We start from the raw sequence: 22,170 nt of genomic DNA on the forward strand, positions 1-22,170 counted from the left end.
AGTCTAAAAATCAGAAGTGCTAGGGTATATTAATGGGTTTTTAATTCATTCAATCCCAACATAAAGTTAACTAAAGCGTTAGCGATTTCTGTGTTGGTTTTGTCATCTGAAGGTGTGGAGTTTATTTATAAGCTCACTCAGTTAAATAGCTATTACTTGAAGTGATGGGGTAGATTTGTTTTAATACAATCACTTCATTTTTTGAGATTGACGCCGCCATGAACAACTAACTCCTGTTACCCAATGTTTTTTATTTATTTGGATCAACAGGGTGAGTGGGCGCAGCTCAATACCTTTTATATTTTCGTTGTTTGTTTAACTACTCGATTATTTGCACTGTTCATGTAATGGCATGATTTTTCATGGTGTACTCTATTTAGCTAGTTTCAGTTATAGCGAAAAAAATCACTATTTTGCTCAGCCACGGCCCCTGTTTTATTTACCTGCAGGAGGCTATTTATGCCATCTTTTCATCTTAATCATCTTCATTTGCAGCTCAATTGCGGCCGCATTCTTTTTAACGACCTTAATTGGCATCACCACCATCATAGGTCTGCCTTGATTGGCCAAAACGGAGTAGGAAAGTCACTTTTGGCGCAATTACTGATTGGTGAACTCAAGCCGACTTCTGGCGATGTGAGCGTGCCACAATCAGTGGGGTACTTTGCTCAAAGCCATGTTTTAGCGCATTCAAAACAAACCATAGCCCAATTTTTAGCGGTCGATAGCGTGCTTTATGCACTTGAACAAGTGGCGAAGGGCCAGATTGAGCAGCATTGGTTTGATACCATTGGTGAGTGCTGGCAGATACATAATGAGCTAACTGTTTTAATGAGGAAGCTCAGATTACCAACCGATTTAAACTTGCCCGTTGCGAGGCTAAGTGGTGGGCAGCAAGCAACCTTGACCTTGTGGCGTTTGTTTAACGAGCCTCATGAATTACTTATTTTAGATGAGCCGTCAAATCATCTCGATCATGAGGGAAAGATCTGGTTGCTGGAACAGATGCAGCACTTTAAGGGCGCGATATTATTGATTAGCCACGATCGTTTATTACTTGAAAATATTGAGCATATTTATGAGCTAGATAGTATTGGTTTACACCATTACGCGGGCAATTATTCAAGTTATGTAACGCAAAAACACGCTGAACAACAGGCTGTTGAGCGTCAATTAATGCAAGTAAAACGCGAACAACAACGCGTTGTATGCACTGTGCAACAAAACCAAGAAAAGGCTCAGCAGCGAGCGCAGCAAGGGCGTAAGTTATCACGCCAAGGCAGTCAGCCTAAAATATTACAAGATTTTAAAAAGGGCAGGGCCTCAGCTCAATTAGCGCGGGCGGTTAGCATTGCGCATGAGCGAAAAACTGATTTACAGCAGCGTATTAGTCAGTTGCAACAACGCCAAGCAGACTCAGTGACGCAGCAGGTCTATTTACAAACGGTCAGTCAAACCAGTGGCCTGAAAACCCAATTACGTGCCAATCAATGTGTTCTACCTTTTGGCCAGAGTTCCCCTTTAACGTTTCAAGTTCTGACTGGGCAAAAGTGGCATGTTACAGGTACCAATGGCGCAGGAAAATCGACTCTTTTTAAGGTGATTCAAGGTCAGCTGCAAGTGCAATCAGGGTCTTTGGTGTGTAATGCGCCAGTTTTTTGTTTAGATCAACATGCCAGCATATTTAAAACAACACAGAGCGTTATTGATGAGCTAAACAGGTATTGCCCACACATTAGTCATAGTGATGGCCGTACTTTACTGGCGGGCATTGGCCTACGTGGCGATACCGTAAAGCAACATATCGAGACACTAAGTGGTGGGCAAAAAATGAAACTGGCGATGCTGATTGTCAGCCATCAACAAAGTCAGCCAATGTTATTACTTGATGAACCCGATAACCACTTAGATTTAACGTCTAAAGCGCAATTGGCTCAGGCATTAAATATGTATCAAGGCACGTTTTTATTGATCAGCCATGATGAACACTTTGCTGCGAAGGCCGGTACGATGCAGGTTATTAATTTGTAAAGGGGGTTTACGCTGATATGAATTACTGAGGATTATTACTATTTTATCTCATTGATACAAGCCATGACGCCTGAAAATGAGGCTAATTTCACCTTCTACTATCAGTGCTTTTAATTGGTTATTTATAGCGGGAAGTTGCGCAAGATGTATCGACTTTTTAGACATTACAATATAACCGTTTTGCTTGGCAGATAAGCCCAGAGTCGACTCTGTAATTTGGTTAAGGGGATCAAACTGTTTAAGCAATGGTACTACGGTATCATCGTGGTAAATAAAGGCGTCAATACGATTTTTATGGAGGGCATCAAACAGTTAGAAGCCGTATTACAGACACTTAAATGTGGTGATATTACGACAATTACTGGGCGCACCCACCAATTGAGCATTCATTGCCAAGCGATTGGGCACCCACTTTTAGGGTGCTAATAGAGGTCTTTCTTTTTTAAGCTAAAGGAAAAGAGAAAGACCCTGTTGGCTCGGATGTGATTATATTAATTAAACTTAGTTAGTTTATTTGAAACTCGATCGCACCAATATCAATCAATTTAGAGCCATTATTATCACCATCTAAAGGTCTTTCAGTGCCATTTATATCAATAGAAAGTGTTATATCGGCACCGGTATCGATACTCGGTGAGTTAGCTTGTTGATAACCTAAATAATTAATGAGTGGATCCGCAAGCACACTGCCGGTCTCTTTTTGCTTATTCAGCATGTTGAAAAAAGGAGTCTCAACTTCAAAAATAAGGTTGTTAATGAGGTTAAAAGTAGATGCGGCAGAGAAGTCTTTTAAGGTACTACCGTAAGAGCCATTTTCTATAATAAACCGTGAGTTAGATATAATATTATTGGTCATATTGACCTCATAATGAGGTGTTACACCAGATCTATAGACTAACTCTAATACTCTGCCAATACCTTGAAAAGTATTATTATTCATGGTTATTTTTGCTTCAGGATAAGCACGAATAAAATCACAAGCGAAGTAAATATCGGGGTGGGTTAGTAAGTTGCCTGAATACACATTATTTATTGCATTAATTGTTGTTGCATTCTCATCTTTATAATAAGTGCCAGTTTCAATGTAGGGGCAATGGTACTGTTCGCGAATATAATCATAAAGATACCCTGTATCTAAAGCTGAACCTACGAAGCGATTTTGCGCTAAAGTCAGTGTGCTATTGTTCATGATAGTCGTCGAAGGTAAATGGTATTGTGTTCCGTCGAACAGGTTATTGTTTATTTGCGAATGGCCTTCGTCAACCGTAATGTAGTGGCTTGCCAACGTAAAACCAATGAGTTGGCTACTTTGGCCAAGCTTAATTGTGGCTTCGTTAAATAAAGGGTAGTCAGCGCCATTGAAGTACAGTGTGGCGTTTTGTGATTGTGCTTGAAGTTGTATTTGCTTATTACTTAAGTCGAGAGGCCCTAAATAAATCCCATTTGGTACTGTGATTGTGCTCATGTTTGGGGCTGTGTCTATCTGTTGCTGGATCACTTGAGTTGGCTGCCCTACGACTAGCGGAAACGTTGCAAACCCAATCGCTTGCTCATTAGTGCTATCACTTTTGGCTGTAAAACTGATATGCCCTTGACCTTGAGTATGACCAGAAATGGTTAATTTAAATTTATTGTATGCATTCCTATACCCGCCATTGTCAGTAAAAATCAGCTGGTTTTTTTCCAAGCAGTTATACCACGTATAGGTAGTTTGTTCATAACACTGGGCTGATAATAAGGTTGCAAATTCAGGCAGTTGAAGTTGAACTTTAAAATGATTCAACGGATCAATAGTTCCTGAAGCGGTCTCTTTTTGTATAAAGCTAAATTCAGCTTCTTCTTGTTCACCCACTAACATTATTATATTAAGTTGATCATGAGGGACGCTAAAACCAAATTGAGCATCAATGGGAAGCCTGGCTATCTCGATTGTGGCATTATCATTTGTGGTATCAAAATCATGCCCTAAGTAGGCGACTTTAGCTAAAAGCGAGCTGGTAACTGCTGAAGTATTATTTTTGTCTGCGGTTAAATACACTTTATGGTTTTGGTAATTTCCCGGTTTTAAATGATTAATTTGACAAGATAGCTGTAAAAGGTCCTCTGATACGGTACAAAGGCGATGTGATTGGTATGTTTTGCTATCAAATTGGGTTGGTGCTTGAGTTGTGTAGGTAACATCTACAATCGCAGTTTGGCTAGAATCCGCATTGCTTGATATTAAGGCATCTACTTCAATAGTCGCCCCATAGTTTTTAGGCTCATGAGTAAGCGATATACTGATATCTGCAATCTTAGGGAGAATTTTAATATTAGTCGGGTGACCCCAATAATGATACTCATCTAAGTTGCTATAACCATCACCATCAAAATCGAGTGCAGCATCGGTGGCATCTAAGGGGTTAAATCCAAATGCGACTTCCCAGCCATTTGTCATCCCGTCACCATCGTCATCAGCGAAGTCAAACAACATTGAAGCATTAAAGTATTCTTGTAAAAAAATGTACTCTGTTTGCGTTGTTGTGGTGTTAGCTGCATTTAAAAGCGCTATTCGATAATAAGGGTAGTTTGAGGTTAGATTACCTCGTTGTTCACTATAAAACTCTACCGCAAGTGTTGAAGAGCTGTCGTTCGCGCCTTTAATGGTAAGACTGCCTTGTTCTTCAAATGCCGAGCCCAGGGTTTTAAGCATAAAAAGCTTGGTAGTACGAACTTGCCAGTACCCCAAATCAGAGTCGAATATATCGCCTTTAACATAAAAACTATTATTATTATTGCTACACAGTCCGTTAGGGCTTCCAACGCGATGGGTTTTAAAATCAGAATAGAGGAGTTGATGCTTAGTTTGCGGGTCGGTAAATAACAAGTTATGGATCTCTTCAGTTTTTGAACAATCCTCACCCAGCTCTTTGAACTGTGATGTACCACTGAGCACTCTTTCACTGATTAAATCTGTATCTAATAAGCTTTTAACTTGAATATTTTCAAAGATAATGGTGCTATCAATAAGTTCGCCATTTGCTGAAAATTTATTAGCTCTGACAGTTGCTTTACCATTTGTGACCATGCCATCTTCAGAGCAGTTATCAAAGCTAACGTATTTTTCGTTGTCAGAACTACCATTTGTAATGTTTAAACTGCCTCCACCGCTACAACTTGCTCCTACACTACCAGGGTCATCGTTATAATCGGGAAGTAGTTCTGGTGCAAGTAAGGCAATGTATACATATACTTGTCCTAATGTTGCATTATTTAACGCCGCGGGTGATGCGTTTCCAGTATAAGCTTCTTTCACATTGATGTATTGACTCAATGGGTCTGTTGGGGGGGGGCTTGGCTGAGGAGGTAAGTCAGGAGTACTATCAGAACCGCCTCCACAGGCTGTAAGTAAGCTAAAACAGCAGATTAGTATTATACGATTCATATAATAAACGTCCTTTTATTATTATTGTGATTGGAGCGCTTATTGAATTGAAAATAAATAAGTCTCTGGGCCTTTTTGTGAGCCTAGATAATAACTTACTGTTTTAATGTATTCAATCTAGAGACTGCTAAATTGTTGCTTTGAACATTTATGCGGTAGCCATTTAAAAAACGAAATATACTTATATCATTAAAATTCAATAAATTTTTTCACTTCAATGCTTACCTCATTATTTTATGGGGCTTGTTATCAGCCAATCGCGTTACTGCTAAATGGTATTATGATTTATCTCGACTTACAAAAAAGCGGCAATCTTTACTCGATTTTTCATGCAGTTGCACTTTCAACGTGAGTCTTTATGCACAAACACAGAGCCTTTTTCTGGGTTATAAATAGTGTTACTTGGTGTATCGTGTTCTCTATTCTAAAACCATTATTACTTGTAGTTGCTCCTCAAGCCGTTAGACTAGCGGCTGACTTTATTGTTTACGAGTACGTTTTTTGCAGCCTTTACCTGACTCATTTATTGCGCCTAAGTGCGAGCAAGCCATCGAGATTTTATATCAAGATGAGGCGATTTTACTTATCAACAAACCCAGTGGTTTATTGAGTTTGTCGGGTAAAAATCCGGCTAATTTAGACTCAGTACATTATCGTTTATGCCAAGATTTTCCAGCGGCCACGTTATTACACCGTCTTGATTTTGGCACTTCGGGCATTATGTTGGTGGCGTTAAATAAAACCATTAATGCGGTATTGATGAGTCAATTTCAGCAACGCACGATTAAAAAAAGTTATACCGCGATTTTAGCTGGGCAGTTAACGCCGCTAAATGGCTCAATTAATTTACCGATTGCAAAAGCTGAATTTCCGCGCCATGCGGTATGTTTGCAACGTGGTAAACACGCACAAAGTGATTATCAAGTGCATGCTTATTGCAAAAGTACCGATAGCACTAAAGTGACTTATTTGCCGGTGACTGGGCGCACCCACCAATTGCGCATTCATAGCCAAGCGATTGGGCACCCAATTTTAGGGTGCGATTTGTATGGCACAGTGCACAGTTTATCCCAAGCGCCGCGTTTGATGTTGCATGCAACCTCGTTAACTTTTACACATCCCATCACGTTACAGCGCTTTGAGGGCGTGTGCCCAAGCCCCTTTTAATTATTTAAGCCAATGTAGATTGAGCGGATCCTTGTGAGATAACACCTTATCAACACTGAAATGGCAGCCGTAGTTTTTTAATTTTATTAGCTGTTTCCATTTTTTATCCTCATTTCACTTTTATGCTAGCGCCATCGTTATGAAGGAGAGCTTTTTTGGCTTAGTCCTAGATAACATCATGTTTAGCTTTTAATCATAAAACGAAAATAGATTTAAAAAGGGATCACTATGGATAAGTGTCTTAAGCAGTTTTTAGACGTATGGCAACCTTATCAAAAAGAGTTGTTTAGTTATGTTGATTGCGATTTAGATAAGTTTCTTGAACACCATTGTACGTTTGCAGGCAGGAATGAGCTCGTAGAAGCAAAAATGAGAAAAGAGCTCATTCTTGAACTTTGTAAGCAAGTGCAATGTAAGTTACTTGATATTGGCGAAAAAAACCTAATTATTGCTCCTATGTATCATTGGAATGAACTGTTGGTTAGGTACCCTAAAATTGCTCAAATTGGTTTTTTAACACCTTTCAGTTTTTTAAGTCATTGGCTTTCTTTGCATCATTTAACTCAGTTAGTTAAAGAGGATGGTTTTCGCGAAGCCTTGTTACTGGTTGATCGATACATTGCTTTGCTTGAATACAAATTTGAGCAGAATGCAGAAACTAGTGGTAAATATCCACAACTGTCTTTTTAATCAATAGATTAAACAGTTTTAAATTAAGCGATTTTATTTATAAAACAATGTGACTGAGTATTATAAATGATTTATATCGGCAGAGACTCGGTTGTTTTATTTGATCACGTTTGAGCATCAATCAATCTATCTCGAGAGTCACAATTTGAATCGAATCATTTGGGATGGGTAAAGTCACGGTTATGGTGACTCCTTTGCCGGTATCGCTATCACAATCAACTGTGCCATTTAAAATTTGAGTTACGATATTAAAAAAGATGGCACCACCGAGCCCTGTGGCGCCAAGATTTCGTTTAGTGGTGTAGAAGGGGACAAAGATGTTTTTTACTAAATTGCGTGCAATTCCAACCCCATTATCGCAATAGTCAATGCGTATCTCGTGTTTATTAAGCGTGATATTAATCGAAATTTCGCCATGCTCAACGTCAACAAAGCCATGTTCAATCGAACCATTGATGAGATAACTAAAGATGTAATGAAAAATAGTTTTAAAACTATCAATAGAGAAAGTAGGGCATTGTAATAACACTGTATGTTGCCGAGTTTTGGGCTCAAAAGAATCCATTAATTGTTGTAAAAATGGTTTAACGGCAAATACACTGCGTAATTCGCTATCTTTATTTACTGCTAATTCTTTAAATCGGCTTACTAATATTGCTGCACGATGATTATTTTTATTTACCAACTCTGCAGCAGTTAAAATAGCGGTGAGCTTATCTATTAAGTCATTCTTTTTTAATTGATTATTATGGGTCAGTTTTAATAGATCATCGACTTGCTCTGTCAAGAGTGTTGAACCTGTAATACTAATGCCAAGTGGGGTGTTGATTTCATGGGCGACACCTGCGACTAAATGCCCAAGTTCTGCAAACTTTTCTCGTTCAATTAGTTTTTTCTGCGTCACTTTTAAGCTATTGAGCACAGTTTCAAGTTCGGTATTGGTGTTTAATAGGGCCTGATTTGTATGCTCTTTTATCGCGACTAATTTCTTAATTGTAAAATGGTCCCCAGTCATAATTAAAATATGATTACCTATAATCGAAATTAGTATTAAACAAGGTATTAGGATGAGCCAGTATTGTTTAACTTGGGTATCTTTAAGCCATTGTTCGGTTGGTTTTATCAATAATGAAATTGCCTGATCACCAACTTTAAATCTTGTTTTTTTCAGTAGTTCTTCGGTGGTTAATTCGGTGACAGAGTTTTTGAGCGTGCTATTAGAGTTATTCGTGGAATCGAACAATACTGCTTGAGGTTTATTTTGCTCATTAACTCGCAATAATTTCACATCTAAATCATCGAAATTTAAAGATGTAAAAGCAAGTTGAGTAAATTTGCCAATATCAAGCACTCCGGTAATAAATCCTGCTATCTCATTATTAACGAGATAAGGCAGTAATAATAAAATAGCGAGCTCATTTTTATTATTTTGTAATATAGAAACTTCCTGGGTGGCAACTAAACTTTTGTTTTTGATAGCAAGATCAATTGCATTTCGTTTAAAGGTTTCTTGATAAATGTCGATCCCAATCACTTGTTTGTTCTGCTGATAGGGATAGATAGATTCAACAATAACTTGGCGATTGTACGGTGTTGTAAGATTGCCCGATAAATCAGTTGAGCTGTTAATCAAGCGATTGCGGGAAATAGCAACAAATGCCTCGTTTCGGGTTAACAGATCTTGCATATAAAGGGCGTAGTCTGGGTCAGCGATTGGGTTCGTTTTTGGCTGTAAAGAGCGAATATTATACAGTGCGTTAATGTGAGATGTTATATGTTGCTCAAGCGCTTGGCTGACACTCGTTGATTGCTGCTGAATAAGGTTATCTAAACGTTGAAATTCATAATCCCGAGAAAATGAATAAATAGTAAATGTAAAAACTAACATCAAAGAAAACGAAATGTTAATTATATAGCGTCGGCTTTGCCATTGCGCTTTGTCTTTTAGCAAGATGCCAAGCAACATAGGGCAGAACAAAATAATGCCAAAACTGTCACCTATCCACCACGTTAGCCAATCATATGGCAATTGAGTAAGCGGAATATTACCAGTTAAATACAAACTTAGGCTGGCTAAACTCGACGCAATTAAAGTACTTAAAAAAGCACATAATGCAAACCAAGCAATATCATTACGATTAATCAAATCTAGGTTAAACGGCTTCTTTAATGATAATAAATAGCATCCTCCCCAAGCTTGTAGCGTTACAGCAGTGGCAATAAAAACAAGATTTAACATTGGAAATTGAAAGTCAGTCAGTATTGAATTGACCAAGCTTGATGCGAACCAGACGCTAGGTAGTAGCCGATAGCCATATAGTAATACTGCTGTCAGAGCCACACCCGATGCAGGCCAAATAGGGCTGATGTAACCGCCATGTTGGCTCAGTGATAGCGTTAACCAAGCAGCAGCAAAATAGGCGAGCGTAAAGAATATATTAAGCCGCAAAGTGTGCATTGTTATCATGCAATTCCCCCCTAAAAAACATAGGATGGCGCTCTTAATTTACTAAACCTTAAATCGACTCACCAGTTGGTTTAGTTCCTCAGTTAATGTTCTGAGTTTATCGCATGATTCAGAGCTGCGAATGGCTGACTCACTGGTTGAGAGAGTAACATCACTAATGTTTACGATATTACGATTAATATCGTGAACAACGACGTTTTGTTGCTCTGTCGCAGTTGCCATTTGAATACTCATGCTTTTAATTGTATCGACCGACTCATCTATCGAGCGCAATGCATTACCGGCTTTATTTGAAGCACTGACACTTTTATCAACTTGTATTTGGCCTGATTCGATGGTGCCTACGGCATTTTTTGAACCTTCTTGCAATTTAGCAATCATGTTTTGAATTTCTTCTGTGGAAGTTTGGGTGCGCATTGCTAAACTTCGCACTTCATCAGCAACAACGGCAAAGCCTCGGCCTTGTTCTCCAGCCCTTGCTGCTTCTATGGCTGCGTTCAGTGCCAATAAGTTTGTTTGCTCTGAGATACCGCGAATAACACTCAAAATAGAACCTATAGACTCGGTGTGTTCAGCAAGTTCGTAAATGACTTTGCCCGATACTTTCATTTCTCCTGACAGGGTTTGAATATAACGAATGGTGTCATCAACTACACCCATACCTTCGTGTACTTTCCCTGTTGCAGTTTCTGCTGCGTTGGCGGTTTCAACTGCATTTTTAGCAATTTCTTCGATGGTTGCGCCCATTTGAGTCACTGCAGTGGCCACTTGCATGGTTTGATCTCTTTGTTCAGCCAATTCAACCGAAGTACTTTTATTTAATTGATTTACTTCCTCCACCGAGTTAAGTAATTGCTGACAACTGTTTAATACTTGTTGGATTAGTGACTGTAATTGACCAATAAAAACATTGTAGTTTTGTGCTAAATGACCAAGTTCGTCTTGTGATTCAACAGGGAGCCGCTTTCTCAAATCAGCCTCACCTTCGGCGATTTGTTTCAGTAATTCTGAAATATGAACGATAGGTGCGCTGATCCCCTTTGCAACGCCAACAGATAACAATAAAAAGACAAACATAATTGTTATTGCTACTAAAGCGCTGTCACGGGTCATGCTGTTGAGCTCTTCGTAAATTTCACTTTGTGGAACTTGTGCTAATACATACCAATCAAGCTCTTTGATGTAGTCGGAGGCTAAAAAATATGGCGTACCATCGATTTCTATTTCGGTAAGTACAAAAGATTTTTTACTTAATACTTGGTCTTTTAACTCTGTTAAACCGGGTAGTTGATTGATATTACTTTTATCAAGTAGCTGATTATTTTTATGTATTTTTATGGTGCCATCGCTGGCGACAACAAACACTGAACCACTTTGTGCAATTTTAAAGTTGTTGATAAACGTTACAAGTTGACCAATTCCAACTCCCATACCTGCAACACCGAGCACATTGTTGGAATCTTTTACTAAATAATTGATAAAAAGCGTGAGCTCGCCAGTATCTTTATTTGGACCGATACCAGTATCGTAAAGGGCTTTACTGTTAAAAAAACTAAAAAACCAGCCATCAGTTGGCACAGAAGAAGACATGGTTTTTACAAATCCGTTTTGAGTAAAATAATCTTTTGTTTTCCACGAACCAACAAAGGTTTCACCTGAATTATTGACGTCATTGATACGTTGGAGATAACTTTGTATCGCGTCAATTCCTGCTTTGTTTTCACCTTGTTTTAGCCAATCGATAATATATTGGTTTTCGGCGATTTGCATTGAGCCATTAATCGCCATTGCAATTTCTTTCTCTATGTTTAGCCGAATACTCGACATCACAAAAGGCAGTTCTTCCTTACCCAAGCGTGACTTAATAATGCTTGAAGTGAATAAATTATTAAAAATTGCTAATGCACCTAAGGATAAAACTAATGCTGAGGCCATCGCAAAAACGAGTTTCTTTTTAATTGATAAATGGGACCAAAAACCAAACATTTTGAACTCCAATGAGTTAACGAAGTAAGTGTTAAATGATTGATGTATTAACGTTTAAAAATGCCATTTAACTAAAATGTTTGCATTACGTTCATCAATACCTGCAATACCAAATTTGTTGTGCCAATAAACATATTCAACCCCCAAATAAAGTGCATCTTTAAGTTGAAAATATTCGCCAGCATTCCATGCAAGCTGTGAAGTAAAGTTATAACCTGACGCCGATGTATCGGTGCTTGAAACCCAATCGATAAAGCCATTGTATCGCCATTGACTGTTACCTAATGAAAAAGGAACAGACCAAGCAGGTGTGAGCTGCCAGTTATTGCTTTGAAGCTCGTTGTTTCGGTAATAGAAGTTAAGTTGGAAAAATTGAAAATGAGGGATCGATAAATTAGTGCCTATGCCATAAAGATAATTAGTACTTGCTTCACCTATCTCTACGGTTGTGGCCAGCAGTACATCCTTAAGCAGACTGTCATTGCTAAGCTGCGTTAGATTAAATCGTGGTGAAAATTCTAAATATGTTTCAAGGTCTCCGTTACTTGAATCGAGTCTATCAACAAAGGTAAAGATATCGCCCCAGCTTGTACCAGAAGCGTATTCTAAAGTGAGGACTTGACGGTTATTATCTCCAACCTCATAGTTATTTCCTTTTAAATAAGTGGCACTAAAGTCAGACCATAAAGTCTCTGATAAAACGGAACAAGATAGAGGAAGGCTTAAAATAACAAAATATTTAATTTTTAGCATAGGTGACAGTTCATCTTTTAAATCGCTCATAAACTAACTTAGTTTTAAACTCATAAATTGTCCAAATTCAGAATAAAGAGTGACTTATTTATTCGATATAGATTTTTTCAGTCATTATTAAAAATAAGTTTTTTAATGGCACTTTAATTAAGAGTAAGCACCTTTATTAGCTAATAGCAGGTTATTTTGCAGCGCTTGGCGGTCGACTCGAATAAAGTATTCTTTTAAATAATCAATTAATAGCCTGAGCTTTTTAGAGCTGGCACTGCCTGGCGGAAACACGCCATAAATATCAATATTACTCAGTTGATAGTCATCTAAGATGGTTTCTAGGGTCCCCGCTTGAATTTTAGGCCAAGCATCGTACACTGGAATGCGCCCTAAACCGTGCCCTCCTTCAATAAAGGCGGTGCGGGCGGCGGCGTTATTGGTGCTGATAGTGCCTTTAACGGCCACGCTGTAAGAGCGGCTACCTTTACTGAGTTTAATTGCCCCTGAGGTGAGTTTGTAAATGACCCAATCGTGTTGCTCAAGATCGGTCGGGGTCGTGGGACGACCGCGTTTTTTAAAATAGTCTGGTGCACCACATAGGCAAGTGGCAAGGGTTGACAGTTTGCTCGCTTGTAAGCTTGAATCAACCAGTGGCGCCCCCCGAATGGCTAAATCAATCCCCTCTTGCATAATGTTAACTACCTCATCGGTCAGCATCACATCAAGCTCAATTTTAGGATAAAGGCGGCGAAATTCATTGAGTGCCGGGACCACCATTTGTAACCCTACATTCACCGGGCAGGTAATTTTAAGTAAGCCTTCGGGCTCATGTTTTAGGTTTTCCATTTGCTGATTGGCAAGGGTGGCTTGCTCGGCAATGATGCGGCACGACTGATAATACTCATTGCCCGCTTGAGTCAAAGAGAGTGATCGTGTTGAGCGATTAAGTAATTTTACCCCCAATTGTGATTCAAGCTTTTTAAGATGATAACTTACTACCGCGCGAGATAAACCTATGTGTTTAGCTGCCGCAGTTAAGTTGCCTTGCTCCACTACTTGAGCAAATACCACCATGCTTTTGAGTTGTTCAAATGAAACATTCATTGCTTTATTGTATCAATAATTCTAACAGTGAAGTTCATTTTATCCATATTGTTAGATTTAGCTAGTAGGTCTACACTGGTTTCACTGATTAAAGGTAATTTAATCGTCTAACCCAATAACGAGGCGTCACAATGAATAATTTAGCAAACAAACAGGTATTAATGGTCCTTACTTCTCATGACAAATTAGGCAACCTTGACGAAAAAACCGGCTTTTGGGTTGAAGAATTTGCCGCACCTTATTATGCATTTATTGATGCGGGCGTGAAGGTCACGCTTGCCTCACCGCTAGGCGGCCAACCACCTATTGATCCTAAAAGTGAATTAGCTGATTTTAAAACCGCAGCAACAAACCGTTTTGATAACGACGACGCGGCAAAAAATCAATTAGCCAATACATTGGTACTAGCCGATTTAAACGCAGGCGATTACGACGGCGTATTCTATCCAGGCGGCCACGGCCCTCTTTGGGATTTAACCGATAACGCAGCGTCTATCGCTCTGATAGAAGCATTTTTAGCCGCCAATAAACCAGTGGCTGCGGTATGCCATGCAACAGCTGCGTTACTGAACATTAAAACTGCCGCAGGTGAATTTGTTGTAAAAGGCAAAGCAGTGACTGGTTTTAGTAATACCGAAGAAGATGCGGTGCAATTAACCGACGTGGTACCGTTTTTACTTGAAGATGAACTAAAAAAACGGGGCGCAGATTATCAAAAAGTGGCCGATTGGCATGCTTTTGCCGTACAAGATGGATTAGTGATCAGTGGTCAAAATCCAGCTAGTTCAGAATTAACTGCAGAAAAACTATTAGCAGCAATGGCTTAACAATTAATTAGGAATAAAAAATGTTTAATTTTAGCTTTGAAAACAGTACTCACATTCATTTTGGCGAAGGTCAAATTGCAGCCATTACCGATGCCATTCCTAAATCGGCACGCATTTTAGTGACCTATGGTGGCGGTTCAATTAAAAGTAACGGTGTGTACGACCAAGTGGCAACGGCACTTAGGGATCATACTTGGTTTGAATTTTCAGGCATTGAGCCAAACCCAAGTTACGATACCTTAATGAAATCGATGAAATTAATTCGCGTTCATAATATTGACTATTTACTGGCTGTTGGCGGTGGTTCTGTGGTCGATGGCACTAAATTTATTGCCGCTGCAGCACTTTATGAAGGTGACGATCCATGGGATCTGGTTGCAAAACAACAGCCTATCACCGCAGCACTCCCAATAGGTTGTGTACTGACGTTACCTGCCACTGGTTCTGAAAGTAATACTGGCGCTGTGATCACTCGCGATGGTAACAAGCTGGCGTTTTTAAACCCATTAGTTCGCCCTGTATTTGCGGTATTAGACCCTGCGGTGACGTTATCGCTCTCCGACCGCCAAATTAGTAACGGCGTGGTAGATGCATTTGTTCATACCATGGAGCAATACCTGACTTATGACGTTAATGGCAAAGTACAAGACCGTTTTGCTGAGGGTTTATTACTGACCTTAATCGAAGAAGGTCCCAAAGCCCTTGCAGATGCAACCAAACACGATTTAGCGGTGCGTGGCAACATTATGTGGGCAGCCACCATGGCATTAAATGGTTTAATTGGTGCTGGTGTTCCACAAGATTGGACCACGCACATGATTGGCCATGAATTAACGGCGTCTTATGGCATTGACCACGCACGTACGTTATCAATTGTATTGCCTGCGGTTATGAAAGTATGCAGCGACGCAAAACGTGAAAAATTATTACAATATGCATCGCGCATTTGGCAACTGAACGAGGGTGATGACGCATCGCGTATTGCCCGTGCGATAGCCTTAACTGAAGACTTCTTTACCACCATGCAAGTGCCAACACGTTTGTCGCATGTTGAACTTGCAGACGATGCGATTGATGGCTTAGTGAATCAACTTGCTGCGCATGGCATGGTGAAGTTAGGCGAAAAAGGCGCGGTAACGCTTGATGTAAGCCGTGAAATTTTAGTGGCAGCGCTGTAAATCGCTGCTTGGTAAGGAAAGCAAAATGACAACACCTGTAAGCCAAACTGCGACAAAAAACCGGCAATGGTTACTGGCATCGCGTCCTGTTGGCGCACCAACAATCAGTGATTTTAATTTTGTTGCCACTGACATACCCACACCAAAAGAAGGTGAAGTATTACTGCGCACGGTTTATCTGTCGCTTGACCCGTACATGCGTGGCCGCATGAGTGATGCAAAATCCTATGCAGAACCCGTTGCCATTAACGATGTGATGGTGGGCGGTGCGGTGTGTGTGGTCGAAAAATCACACCATAGCGATTATAGCGAAGGCGAATGGGTGGTTGCGTTTGCCGGTTGGCAAGATTATTCAGTATCAGATGGCACTAACTTATTAAAATTAGGCAAAAATCCGACCATGCCATCGTATGCGTTAGGCGTCCTTGGTATGCCGGGTTTAACCGCTTACATGGGGCTGTTAGATATTGGCCAACCCCAAGCAGGCGAAACCGTTGTGGTTGGCGCAGCTACGGGCGCCGTTGGCAGTTTAGTGGGCCAAATTGCCAAACTACAAGGGTGTAAAGTAGTGGGCATTGCCGGTGGCGCAGAAAAATGTGAGTTTGCGGTGCAAACGCTGGGTTTTGATGCCTGCCTAGATCACACCCGTGATGATTTAGCCGCGCAATTAGCCCAAGTGTGCGATGCCGGGATCAACGTATATTTTGAAAACGTAGGCGGCAAAGTTTTTGATGCCGTATTGCCATTACTCAATAGCAAAGCGCGTATTCCGTTATGTGGTTTAATTTCGCAGTACAATGCCACGCAATTACCTGATGGGCCAGATAGATTATCGCTATTGATGGGTAATTTACTGATCAAGCGCATCAAAATGCAGGGTTTTATTGTTTTTGATGATTATGGTCATCGTTATCAAGAATTCAGCCAAGCCATGCAAGCATGGTTAGCCGAAGGTAAAATTCATTATCGTGAAGATAGGGTAGAGGGGTTTGAGCAAACCGCCGCCGCATTTATTGGCTTATTAACGGGGCAAAATTTTGGCAAACTCGTGGTGCGTGTTGGGCCCGACGCGCTTTAATTGAGCGCGATAGTCACTTTATTATCCAGTAGTTAGCTTATTTAACCTTGTACCTTAATCGGTATGAGGTTTTTATCTGTATAGGAAACACACTATGTTAACAGTGCATCATTTAAATCAATCTCGTTCAAAGCGCGTTTTATGGTTACTCGAAGAACTCGGCATGGCTTATCAGCGCGTTGATCATCAGCGTGATGCCAATTCGCGCCTAGCGCCAGCGAGCTTAAAAGCCATTCACCCACTAGGCAAAGCCCCAGTGATTGTTGATGGCGACATCACTTTGTGCGAATCGGGCGCAGTGCTTGAGTATATTCTTGATCAAGCGGGCGACTCAGCCCTTCGCCCAGCACGCGGCAGCGCCGATTATTATCGTTATTTAGAATGGTCTCATTTTGCCGAAGGCTCATTGGCATTGCCCGTGATCACCAGTTTATTGCTGACGATGGAATCACGCAGCGGCACGCAACCGCTAGATGGCTATATCGGCAAAGAAAAACAGGTTGATTTTAGCTATATCGAAGCAACACTCACCTCTCGCCCTTATTTTGCTGGTGATAACTTTACTGCCGCCGATATTATGATGGCCGTAATGCTCGAGTTTGCCGCCAACTTAGGTTTATTAGCCGACTACCCGCACACACTTGCATACCTAAAAACCATGCAGCAGCGTCCAGCCTATCAAACCGCCGCCCAAATCGGTTAATTATTGGTAGGTGCAAGCCTGCTTGCGAAGGCGAGCGCAGCTCGGCCGCTTTTTGTGGGTCGGGCTTTGGCCGACAGCTATTTAACAGCATTACTCGTTTTCATATCAACAACTGCTTTTAAATTAAAAACCGCTTTTTAAATTAACATTGTTGTCGCGCGGGCATGGGCAGCCAAGGGGAGGCTATCGCCGATCTCCCCTTGGAACCCCTCGGCGCCCCAGATTTTCAAAAAATAGGCAAACTGATCTTCAAAAATACATTTGATGTGAATATAACCGCCATGAAGCGGCATCCATGCCTTAGCATGGCTTGCTCGACTTCCTGTCGCGCATTATTCATCAAATCTATTTTTTCAGGTTTGATTTAAGGGGGAATTGTTGGCATCGGCGTGAGCTTTGGGTTTTGCGTAGGTGCAAGCCTGCTTGCGAAGGCGAGTGCAGCTCGGCCGCTGTTGTAGGTCGGGCTTTGCCCGATGCTTTTTGTTGTATGGTGATTTTTCACCAAAGAGGCCTTCGAGGCGCTGCGCGCGCAGAGCTTTTTAGGGTTCGATTGTTGGTGAATTGTCGGGTTTTAGCCCGAAAAATTGATTTAAAATTTATGTTCGTTTTCAAATCAACAACAGTGTTTCGTTTTAAAAACTGCTTTTCACAAAAAACTAGATACTCATCAATTTCACGTCAAAATATTTACCAGATCGTTTTGGATAGTTCAAATCCGCCGTATCAATTTCATCAAGCTCTGTTTACTTCAACTCACTTCTACAATGAGCTCAATTTTTGATTTGTATTTTTATAAATAACAATTAAAATCAGTGAGATATTTATGAGTGTCCACTTTTTTTGTTGCCTGCGGATAATGCTGTAGCTTCGTCCAAAAAAAACAGCTCAGAGTAGCTACCCGGAGAAAACAATTCTCGCTTTATTCCCTTAAAGCTAAGTTCACAAATCACCCAATTTTTGTGCGCCCAAGGCTTAACTATTTTCCTACTCTCATCATGCAGAATCCCTCTATTTCCGAGGAACTCACCTCGCGAGCTGACGGTAGTCAAATTCCCAAAAGGATCGACTCTATTTTGTAATGGCACTAATCTACCTCCTACAGCTAACGCCCCTGTTAAGGCGCAAAATGTTGTTGGCTAAACTTGAGCGAAGCGAAATAGCCAACTGTATTTTGTCGCACTTTAACGGATTGTTATGTTTTAATTGCTACTTTTGCTAATTCAATAATTTCAAGTACTTTCAAATTATTAGATGACTTAGCATATGACAAAGCAGTTCTTTTATTGTTTGCTTTAAGACTTATATCTGCATTATTTTTCAACAACATTTTAGCTATTTCAAATTGCTCTTGATTAGGTTCCCACATATGGGTGCTATATATCTTCCCCGAAACAAACATTAATGCGGTAAAGCCCTTTTCATTTACTTCATTAACTCCTGCCCCATGCTTTAGCAATAATTCGCAAACTTCGGGGTATTCATTCATAGCAGCCCGCATAAGACTAGTATGCTCTTTATAACGTGATTTAACGTTTAAGTTAGCACCTCGTCCAATCAAATACTCCACGACTGGAGTAAACGATTCTCTATATAAACATCCATATTCTGAAGAGCCATGCCCAGACTGAGTATCCCAAAACGAATCTGCTAGCGCTAAACCTAACGCGTTGCTGTCCAATGGACTTGTTAAACGTTCGTATAGTTCGAATAGTGCAATAACATAGTCTGATTCGTGAGCCATTGCATTACTACTTATGTGCAAAATCCTACTAAGATTAAACTTTTTAATAACTTGTTTTTTTGAAACCTTAAAAGCCTCTTCAATTGCATCAATAGGGTAATTCCCCAAAAAAAATGTATCACAAAAATCTCTCGATGTTACTTTCGCGCCATATCTAATTAGCTCAATCAGAGTTTCAGCTATTTTTCTATTTTCTTCTATACTGTTTTGGATTTTTCTAGATCCGCTAACACTTCTAAATGGAGTGTAATATCCATCTTTACAAAGCCCATTTGGATCCCCCCCTTGTTTTAAGCACTCAATAACTTGATTGTAATCTTCAGCCTCGATAGCTTCAAAAAGTGACTCTGAATTCATTTGATATCCTTTAAAACATAACGAGCCTGTAGATTTACTCGTTTTTAATTTGTTTTTATTAATCAGCAAACCATAACTTAGTTCCTATTTTGATTCAATCGTTTAGGCTGTTTTGAGGTGAGATTTTAAATCGGGGTTTTAGATGGGTTTTCTTGTGGTTTTTGTGGGGGTTTTGAGCCCTTTTTAAGTGTAAAAAGGGTTTCCCCTGCTTAATGCACTCTGTTTTGCAGCTTTTCTATATTATGAACCAAGCAATACAGTTGCCACTGGGCATTCACTTTCGTTTGACCACGCAAGGTCAATTTATTCATGCCTTTATTGACGGTGATATTACCGAACACGGGCTCTATACAGCCGAGTCGTTTGCTGTATTGTCGTCGTCCCATTGGGCTGTCTATTTTTACTTTCATTTTGTCGATGTAACTGACTTTTTTGCGGGATTCATCATTCTTAAACTGCACTTGCCGTCCTGTTTTTATCGGTGGCTTTCGCATACATTGCTGTTTCAGCGGGCAGATTTTACAGTCTTTTAAGTAACCGCAGAATCGGGAAAAAAAACAAGACACTCATGAGTATCTTCTTGAAATAAAAAGACTTTTAAAATTTAGTGCTCGTAAAACAATCGTTTAACCTCGTTGTAGCGCAGCGCCTCGGGGTTCTCGGTGGTGAAAACGTCTGTATCTCACAATGGCCCCAAAAGCCAAGACGTGTCGCGATAAATCACGACCTACAATCTGGCTGTTTACTTCAACATGTTTTTATTCGGTTGGGTTGCTTTGGTTGAAATGTGAGCGGTTGTAATGTGTTTTTACCCTCGTTGCTTCGTAGTGCTTCGGGAGCTCGGTGGTGAAAACGTTTTATATCTGAAAAATACAAAAACAGACTAAACGATTGACTCAAAATAGGTACTCAGATAAGGTTCACACCTTAAAAATTAATTATTCAACGAGTAATGTTACTCGTTAAAGCTAAAGGAGAAAGCGTTGAATAAGGTATATTGTTTATTACCATTAACCCTTCTTGTGGTTTCGTGTGCTTCAACCACCCCAGTTGAAAAAACTAAAATAGATTACTTAGATTTGTCTGCTAAAGAGCAAGCCAACCTTGTTGATGCGTACTGGACGGTTACAAAAAGAGTTGAACCACAGTATCCAATCTCAGCAGCAAAAAATAATATCTCTGGTTGTGTTGATTTAATTGTCGGCATTGATCAATCAGGTAAAGCGCGCGGATATAAAGTGCGTTCATCTTACCCTGAAGGTTTATTTGATAAAAATGCGGCAGCGGCTTTAGTTAAGTGGCAGTGGCAAGCGACAGAAAAAAACAAGGGCAATACACCTATTTTAACGTCTATTCAAATGGATTTTATGACTAGCAGAAACCCTACGGATGCTGGGTATCTTGAAAACTGCCCTAAACGCGATGTTAGCAAAAGTCTTTCATCTTAAGCGCTGTAAAACTCCGAGACAGTGTCATATCGGTGCACCGAGACACTGGCTGGTAAATTTATGATGCCCATTCGCATCTATCTATGGTTTATCTTATTGAATAAATAGGTTTTTAAATTCATATACTCATGAAAATAACCTTTTAAATCTCGGTGTAGCGCAGCGCCTCGGGGCCCTCGGTGGTAAAAGTTTTTTATCTCATAATGGCCCCAAAGGCCAAGACCTGTCGCGATAAATCACGACCTACAATCTGGCTGTTTATTTCAGGATGTTTTTAATCGCTTAGGTTACTTTGGTTGAAATGTGAGCGGTTGTAATGTGCTTTACCCTCGGTGTAGCGCAGCGCCTCGGGGCTCTCGGTGGTAAAAGTTTTTTATCTCACAATGGTCCCAAAGCCAAGACGTGTCGCGATAAATCACGACCTACAAATTGGCTGTTTATTTCAACATATTTTTAATCGCTTACGCTATTTTGGTTGCAATAAAAGCGGGTGTTGTCATGTGCTTTTACCCCTCGGTGTAGCGCAGCGCCTTTTTATTCTGCAAATTAGCTGTGTCACTGTAATTTTAAATTTGAGGTCACATTAATCATGAAATGTTCGGTATTTATTGCAACTAGTGCTGATGGCTATATCGCCACATCAGAGGGGGCTGTAGATTGGCTTCATACATCGGGTAACCAAGATGCAGATATGAGTGCAAACCCTGATATGGGGTTTCATCATTTTATTGCATCAGTTGATTGTATGATTATGGGGCGCAAGTGTATGCAGACCCTAGCAGATTTTAATTTGGCGCCAGAGCAGTGGCCGTATGGCGATATTAAGATTTATGTACTGAGTCATTCAGTTAGCGTCGCCCCTGAGAATTTGCGAAATAAAGTTGAGATGTACTCGGGTGATATATTAGCGCTGATAAACAAGTTAGCAAGCGATGGTTATCAACACGCCTATATTGATGGTGGCAAGACCATTACCGCGTTTATAAATCAGCAATTGATAAATGAAATGATCATCACTAAAGCCCCGATTATTCTAGGTGAGGGGATTCCACTTTTTGGCAAAATTGAAAAACCTATCAAGTTGTTAGAGGCAAATGCAACCGCGTTTCCAAATGATTTTATTCAAATTAAGTATTCGGTCAGTTACTGATAAAAAGCTGTGAAGTCGAAGCGATAATATTTGGCTGTTAAATATGAAAAATTAAAATATATCAATACCTTAGAT

At 40.1% G+C, this 22,170-nt stretch carries 16 protein-coding genes and 1 pseudogene; 9 read left to right on the forward strand and 8 right to left on the reverse strand.

All coding sequences use genetic code 11. The features are described from left to right. Nucleotides 1–459: 459 nt before the first annotated feature. On the forward strand, nt 460–2,031 hold the full coding sequence (locus tag PTUN_RS18305; protein ID WP_040643418.1) for an ATP-binding cassette domain-containing protein: 1,572 nt from the start codon (nt 460–462) through the stop codon (nt 2,029–2,031). 505 nt (nt 2,032–2,536) lie between these two features. Here PTUN_RS18305 and PTUN_RS18310 read toward each other — a convergent pair. Then, entirely contained in the window at nt 2,537–5,455 is a 2,919-nt protein-coding gene (locus PTUN_RS18310) for a choice-of-anchor Q domain-containing protein (RefSeq protein WP_009836469.1), read from the reverse strand. Between the two features lie 501 nt (nt 5,456–5,956). Here PTUN_RS18310 and PTUN_RS18315 point away from each other — a divergent pair. Together PTUN_RS18315 and PTUN_RS18320 are read left to right on the forward strand one after the other, a co-directional pair. Next, nucleotides 5,957–6,622 carry a pseudouridine synthase gene (locus PTUN_RS18315; protein WP_009836467.1) on the forward strand — a complete coding sequence of 222 codons (666 nt, stop codon included), beginning with the start codon at nt 5,957–5,959 and terminating at the stop codon, nt 6,620–6,622. A gap of 228 nt (nt 6,623–6,850) precedes the next feature. Next, nucleotides 6,851–7,312: a hypothetical protein gene (locus PTUN_RS18320; RefSeq protein WP_009836466.1), complete on the forward strand. Its 462-nt coding sequence runs from the start codon at nt 6,851–6,853 to the stop codon at nt 7,310–7,312. A gap of 121 nt (nt 7,313–7,433) precedes the next feature. Here the strand turns inward: PTUN_RS18320 and PTUN_RS18325 are convergent, their stop codons facing one another. The 4 genes from PTUN_RS18325 to PTUN_RS18340 all read right to left on the reverse strand — a co-directional run bounded on the left by PTUN_RS18325 (nt 7,434) and on the right by PTUN_RS18340 (nt 13,613). Further along, nucleotides 7,434–9,779, reverse strand: coding sequence for an MASE1 domain-containing protein (locus tag PTUN_RS18325; RefSeq protein ID WP_040643417.1), 2,346 nt, complete (start codon nt 9,777–9,779; stop codon nt 7,434–7,436). Nucleotides 9,780–9,821: 42 nt separating this feature from the next. Beyond that, on the reverse strand, nt 9,822–11,765 hold the full coding sequence (locus PTUN_RS18330) for a methyl-accepting chemotaxis protein (protein WP_009836464.1): 1,944 nt from the start codon (nt 11,763–11,765) through the stop codon (nt 9,822–9,824). A 54-nt stretch (nt 11,766–11,819) separates the two neighbouring features. Then, nucleotides 11,820–12,548, reverse strand: coding sequence for a hypothetical protein (locus tag PTUN_RS18335; protein WP_009836463.1), 729 nt, complete (start codon nt 12,546–12,548; stop codon nt 11,820–11,822). Nucleotides 12,549–12,665: 117 nt separating this feature from the next. Next, entirely contained in the window at nt 12,666–13,613 is a 948-nt protein-coding gene (locus tag PTUN_RS18340) for a LysR family transcriptional regulator (protein WP_009836462.1), read from the reverse strand. A gap of 131 nt (nt 13,614–13,744) precedes the next feature. Here PTUN_RS18340 and PTUN_RS18345 point away from each other — a divergent pair, with 131 nt between their 5' ends. The 4 genes from PTUN_RS18345 to PTUN_RS18360 all read left to right on the forward strand — a co-directional run bounded on the left by PTUN_RS18345 (nt 13,745) and on the right by PTUN_RS18360 (nt 17,399). Continuing rightward, nucleotides 13,745–14,440, forward strand: coding sequence for a type 1 glutamine amidotransferase domain-containing protein (locus PTUN_RS18345; protein WP_009836461.1), 696 nt, complete (start codon nt 13,745–13,747; stop codon nt 14,438–14,440). Nucleotides 14,441–14,460: 20 nt separating this feature from the next. Beyond that, a complete protein-coding gene (locus PTUN_RS18350) occupies nt 14,461–15,618 on the forward strand; it encodes an iron-containing alcohol dehydrogenase (protein ID WP_009836460.1) in 1,158 nt (385 codons plus the stop codon). 25 nt (nt 15,619–15,643) lie between these two features. Next, complete coding sequence (locus PTUN_RS18355) at nt 15,644–16,696, forward strand: NADP-dependent oxidoreductase (protein ID WP_009836459.1); 1,053 nt, start codon at nt 15,644–15,646, stop codon at nt 16,694–16,696. A gap of 94 nt (nt 16,697–16,790) precedes the next feature. After that, nucleotides 16,791–17,399 (forward strand): glutathione S-transferase family protein, encoded by a 609-nt coding sequence (locus PTUN_RS18360; protein WP_009836458.1) that lies wholly within the window; start codon nt 16,791–16,793, stop codon nt 17,397–17,399. A gap of 137 nt (nt 17,400–17,536) precedes the next feature. Here the strand turns inward: PTUN_RS18360 and PTUN_RS22015 are convergent, their stop codons facing one another. The 3 genes and pseudogenes from PTUN_RS22015 to PTUN_RS18375 all read right to left on the reverse strand — a co-directional run. Then, nucleotides 17,537–17,692 (reverse strand): hypothetical protein, encoded by a 156-nt coding sequence (locus PTUN_RS22015; protein ID WP_009836456.1) that lies wholly within the window; start codon nt 17,690–17,692, stop codon nt 17,537–17,539. An 899-nt stretch (nt 17,693–18,591) separates the two neighbouring features. Then, nucleotides 18,592–19,497: an ankyrin repeat domain-containing protein gene (locus tag PTUN_RS18370; RefSeq protein WP_009836453.1), complete on the reverse strand. Its 906-nt coding sequence runs from the start codon at nt 19,495–19,497 to the stop codon at nt 18,592–18,594. A gap of 209 nt (nt 19,498–19,706) precedes the next feature. Then, nucleotides 19,707–20,051, reverse strand: a pseudogene (locus PTUN_RS18375) (transposase); the annotation flags it as partial. Nucleotides 20,052–20,480: 429 nt separating this feature from the next. Between PTUN_RS18375 and PTUN_RS18380 the strand changes: the two are divergent. Both PTUN_RS18380 and PTUN_RS18385 read left to right on the forward strand, forming a co-directional pair. Continuing rightward, the gene (locus PTUN_RS18380; protein ID WP_040643416.1) at nt 20,481–20,945 is read left to right on the forward strand and encodes an energy transducer TonB; all 465 of its coding nucleotides are present in this window, start codon (nt 20,481–20,483) and stop codon (nt 20,943–20,945) included. A gap of 589 nt (nt 20,946–21,534) precedes the next feature. Further along, nucleotides 21,535–22,095, forward strand: coding sequence for a dihydrofolate reductase family protein (locus tag PTUN_RS18385; RefSeq protein ID WP_009836450.1), 561 nt, complete (start codon nt 21,535–21,537; stop codon nt 22,093–22,095). Nucleotides 22,096–22,170: the final 75 nt, after the last annotated feature.

It is taken from the genome of Pseudoalteromonas tunicata, from assembly GCF_002310815.1.
Lineage (GTDB): Bacteria > Pseudomonadota > Gammaproteobacteria > Enterobacterales > Alteromonadaceae > Pseudoalteromonas > Pseudoalteromonas tunicata.

Coding starts and splice junctions, on each gene's coding strand:
- PTUN_RS18305 (WP_040643418.1), top strand. CDS start 460: ATGCCATCTTTTCATCTTAATCATCTTCATTTGCAGCTCAATTGCGGC.
- PTUN_RS18310 (WP_009836469.1), bottom strand. CDS start 5,455: ATGAATCGTATAATACTAATCTGCTGTTTTAGCTTACTTACAGCCTGT.
- PTUN_RS18320 (WP_009836466.1), top strand. CDS start 6,851: ATGGATAAGTGTCTTAAGCAGTTTTTAGACGTATGGCAACCTTATCAA.
- PTUN_RS18325 (WP_040643417.1), bottom strand. CDS start 9,779: ATGATAACAATGCACACTTTGCGGCTTAATATATTCTTTACGCTCGCC.
- PTUN_RS18330 (WP_009836464.1), bottom strand. CDS start 11,765: ATGTTTGGTTTTTGGTCCCATTTATCAATTAAAAAGAAACTCGTTTTT.
- PTUN_RS18335 (WP_009836463.1), bottom strand. CDS start 12,548: ATGAGCGATTTAAAAGATGAACTGTCACCTATGCTAAAAATTAAATAT.
- PTUN_RS18340 (WP_009836462.1), bottom strand. CDS start 13,613: ATGAATGTTTCATTTGAACAACTCAAAAGCATGGTGGTATTTGCTCAA.
- PTUN_RS18345 (WP_009836461.1), top strand. CDS start 13,745: ATGAATAATTTAGCAAACAAACAGGTATTAATGGTCCTTACTTCTCAT.
- PTUN_RS18350 (WP_009836460.1), top strand. CDS start 14,461: ATGTTTAATTTTAGCTTTGAAAACAGTACTCACATTCATTTTGGCGAA.
- PTUN_RS18355 (WP_009836459.1), top strand. CDS start 15,644: ATGACAACACCTGTAAGCCAAACTGCGACAAAAAACCGGCAATGGTTA.
- PTUN_RS18360 (WP_009836458.1), top strand. CDS start 16,791: ATGTTAACAGTGCATCATTTAAATCAATCTCGTTCAAAGCGCGTTTTA.
- PTUN_RS22015 (WP_009836456.1), bottom strand. CDS start 17,692: ATGCCGCTTCATGGCGGTTATATTCACATCAAATGTATTTTTGAAGAT.
- PTUN_RS18370 (WP_009836453.1), bottom strand. CDS start 19,497: ATGAATTCAGAGTCACTTTTTGAAGCTATCGAGGCTGAAGATTACAAT.
- PTUN_RS18385 (WP_009836450.1), top strand. CDS start 21,535: ATGAAATGTTCGGTATTTATTGCAACTAGTGCTGATGGCTATATCGCC.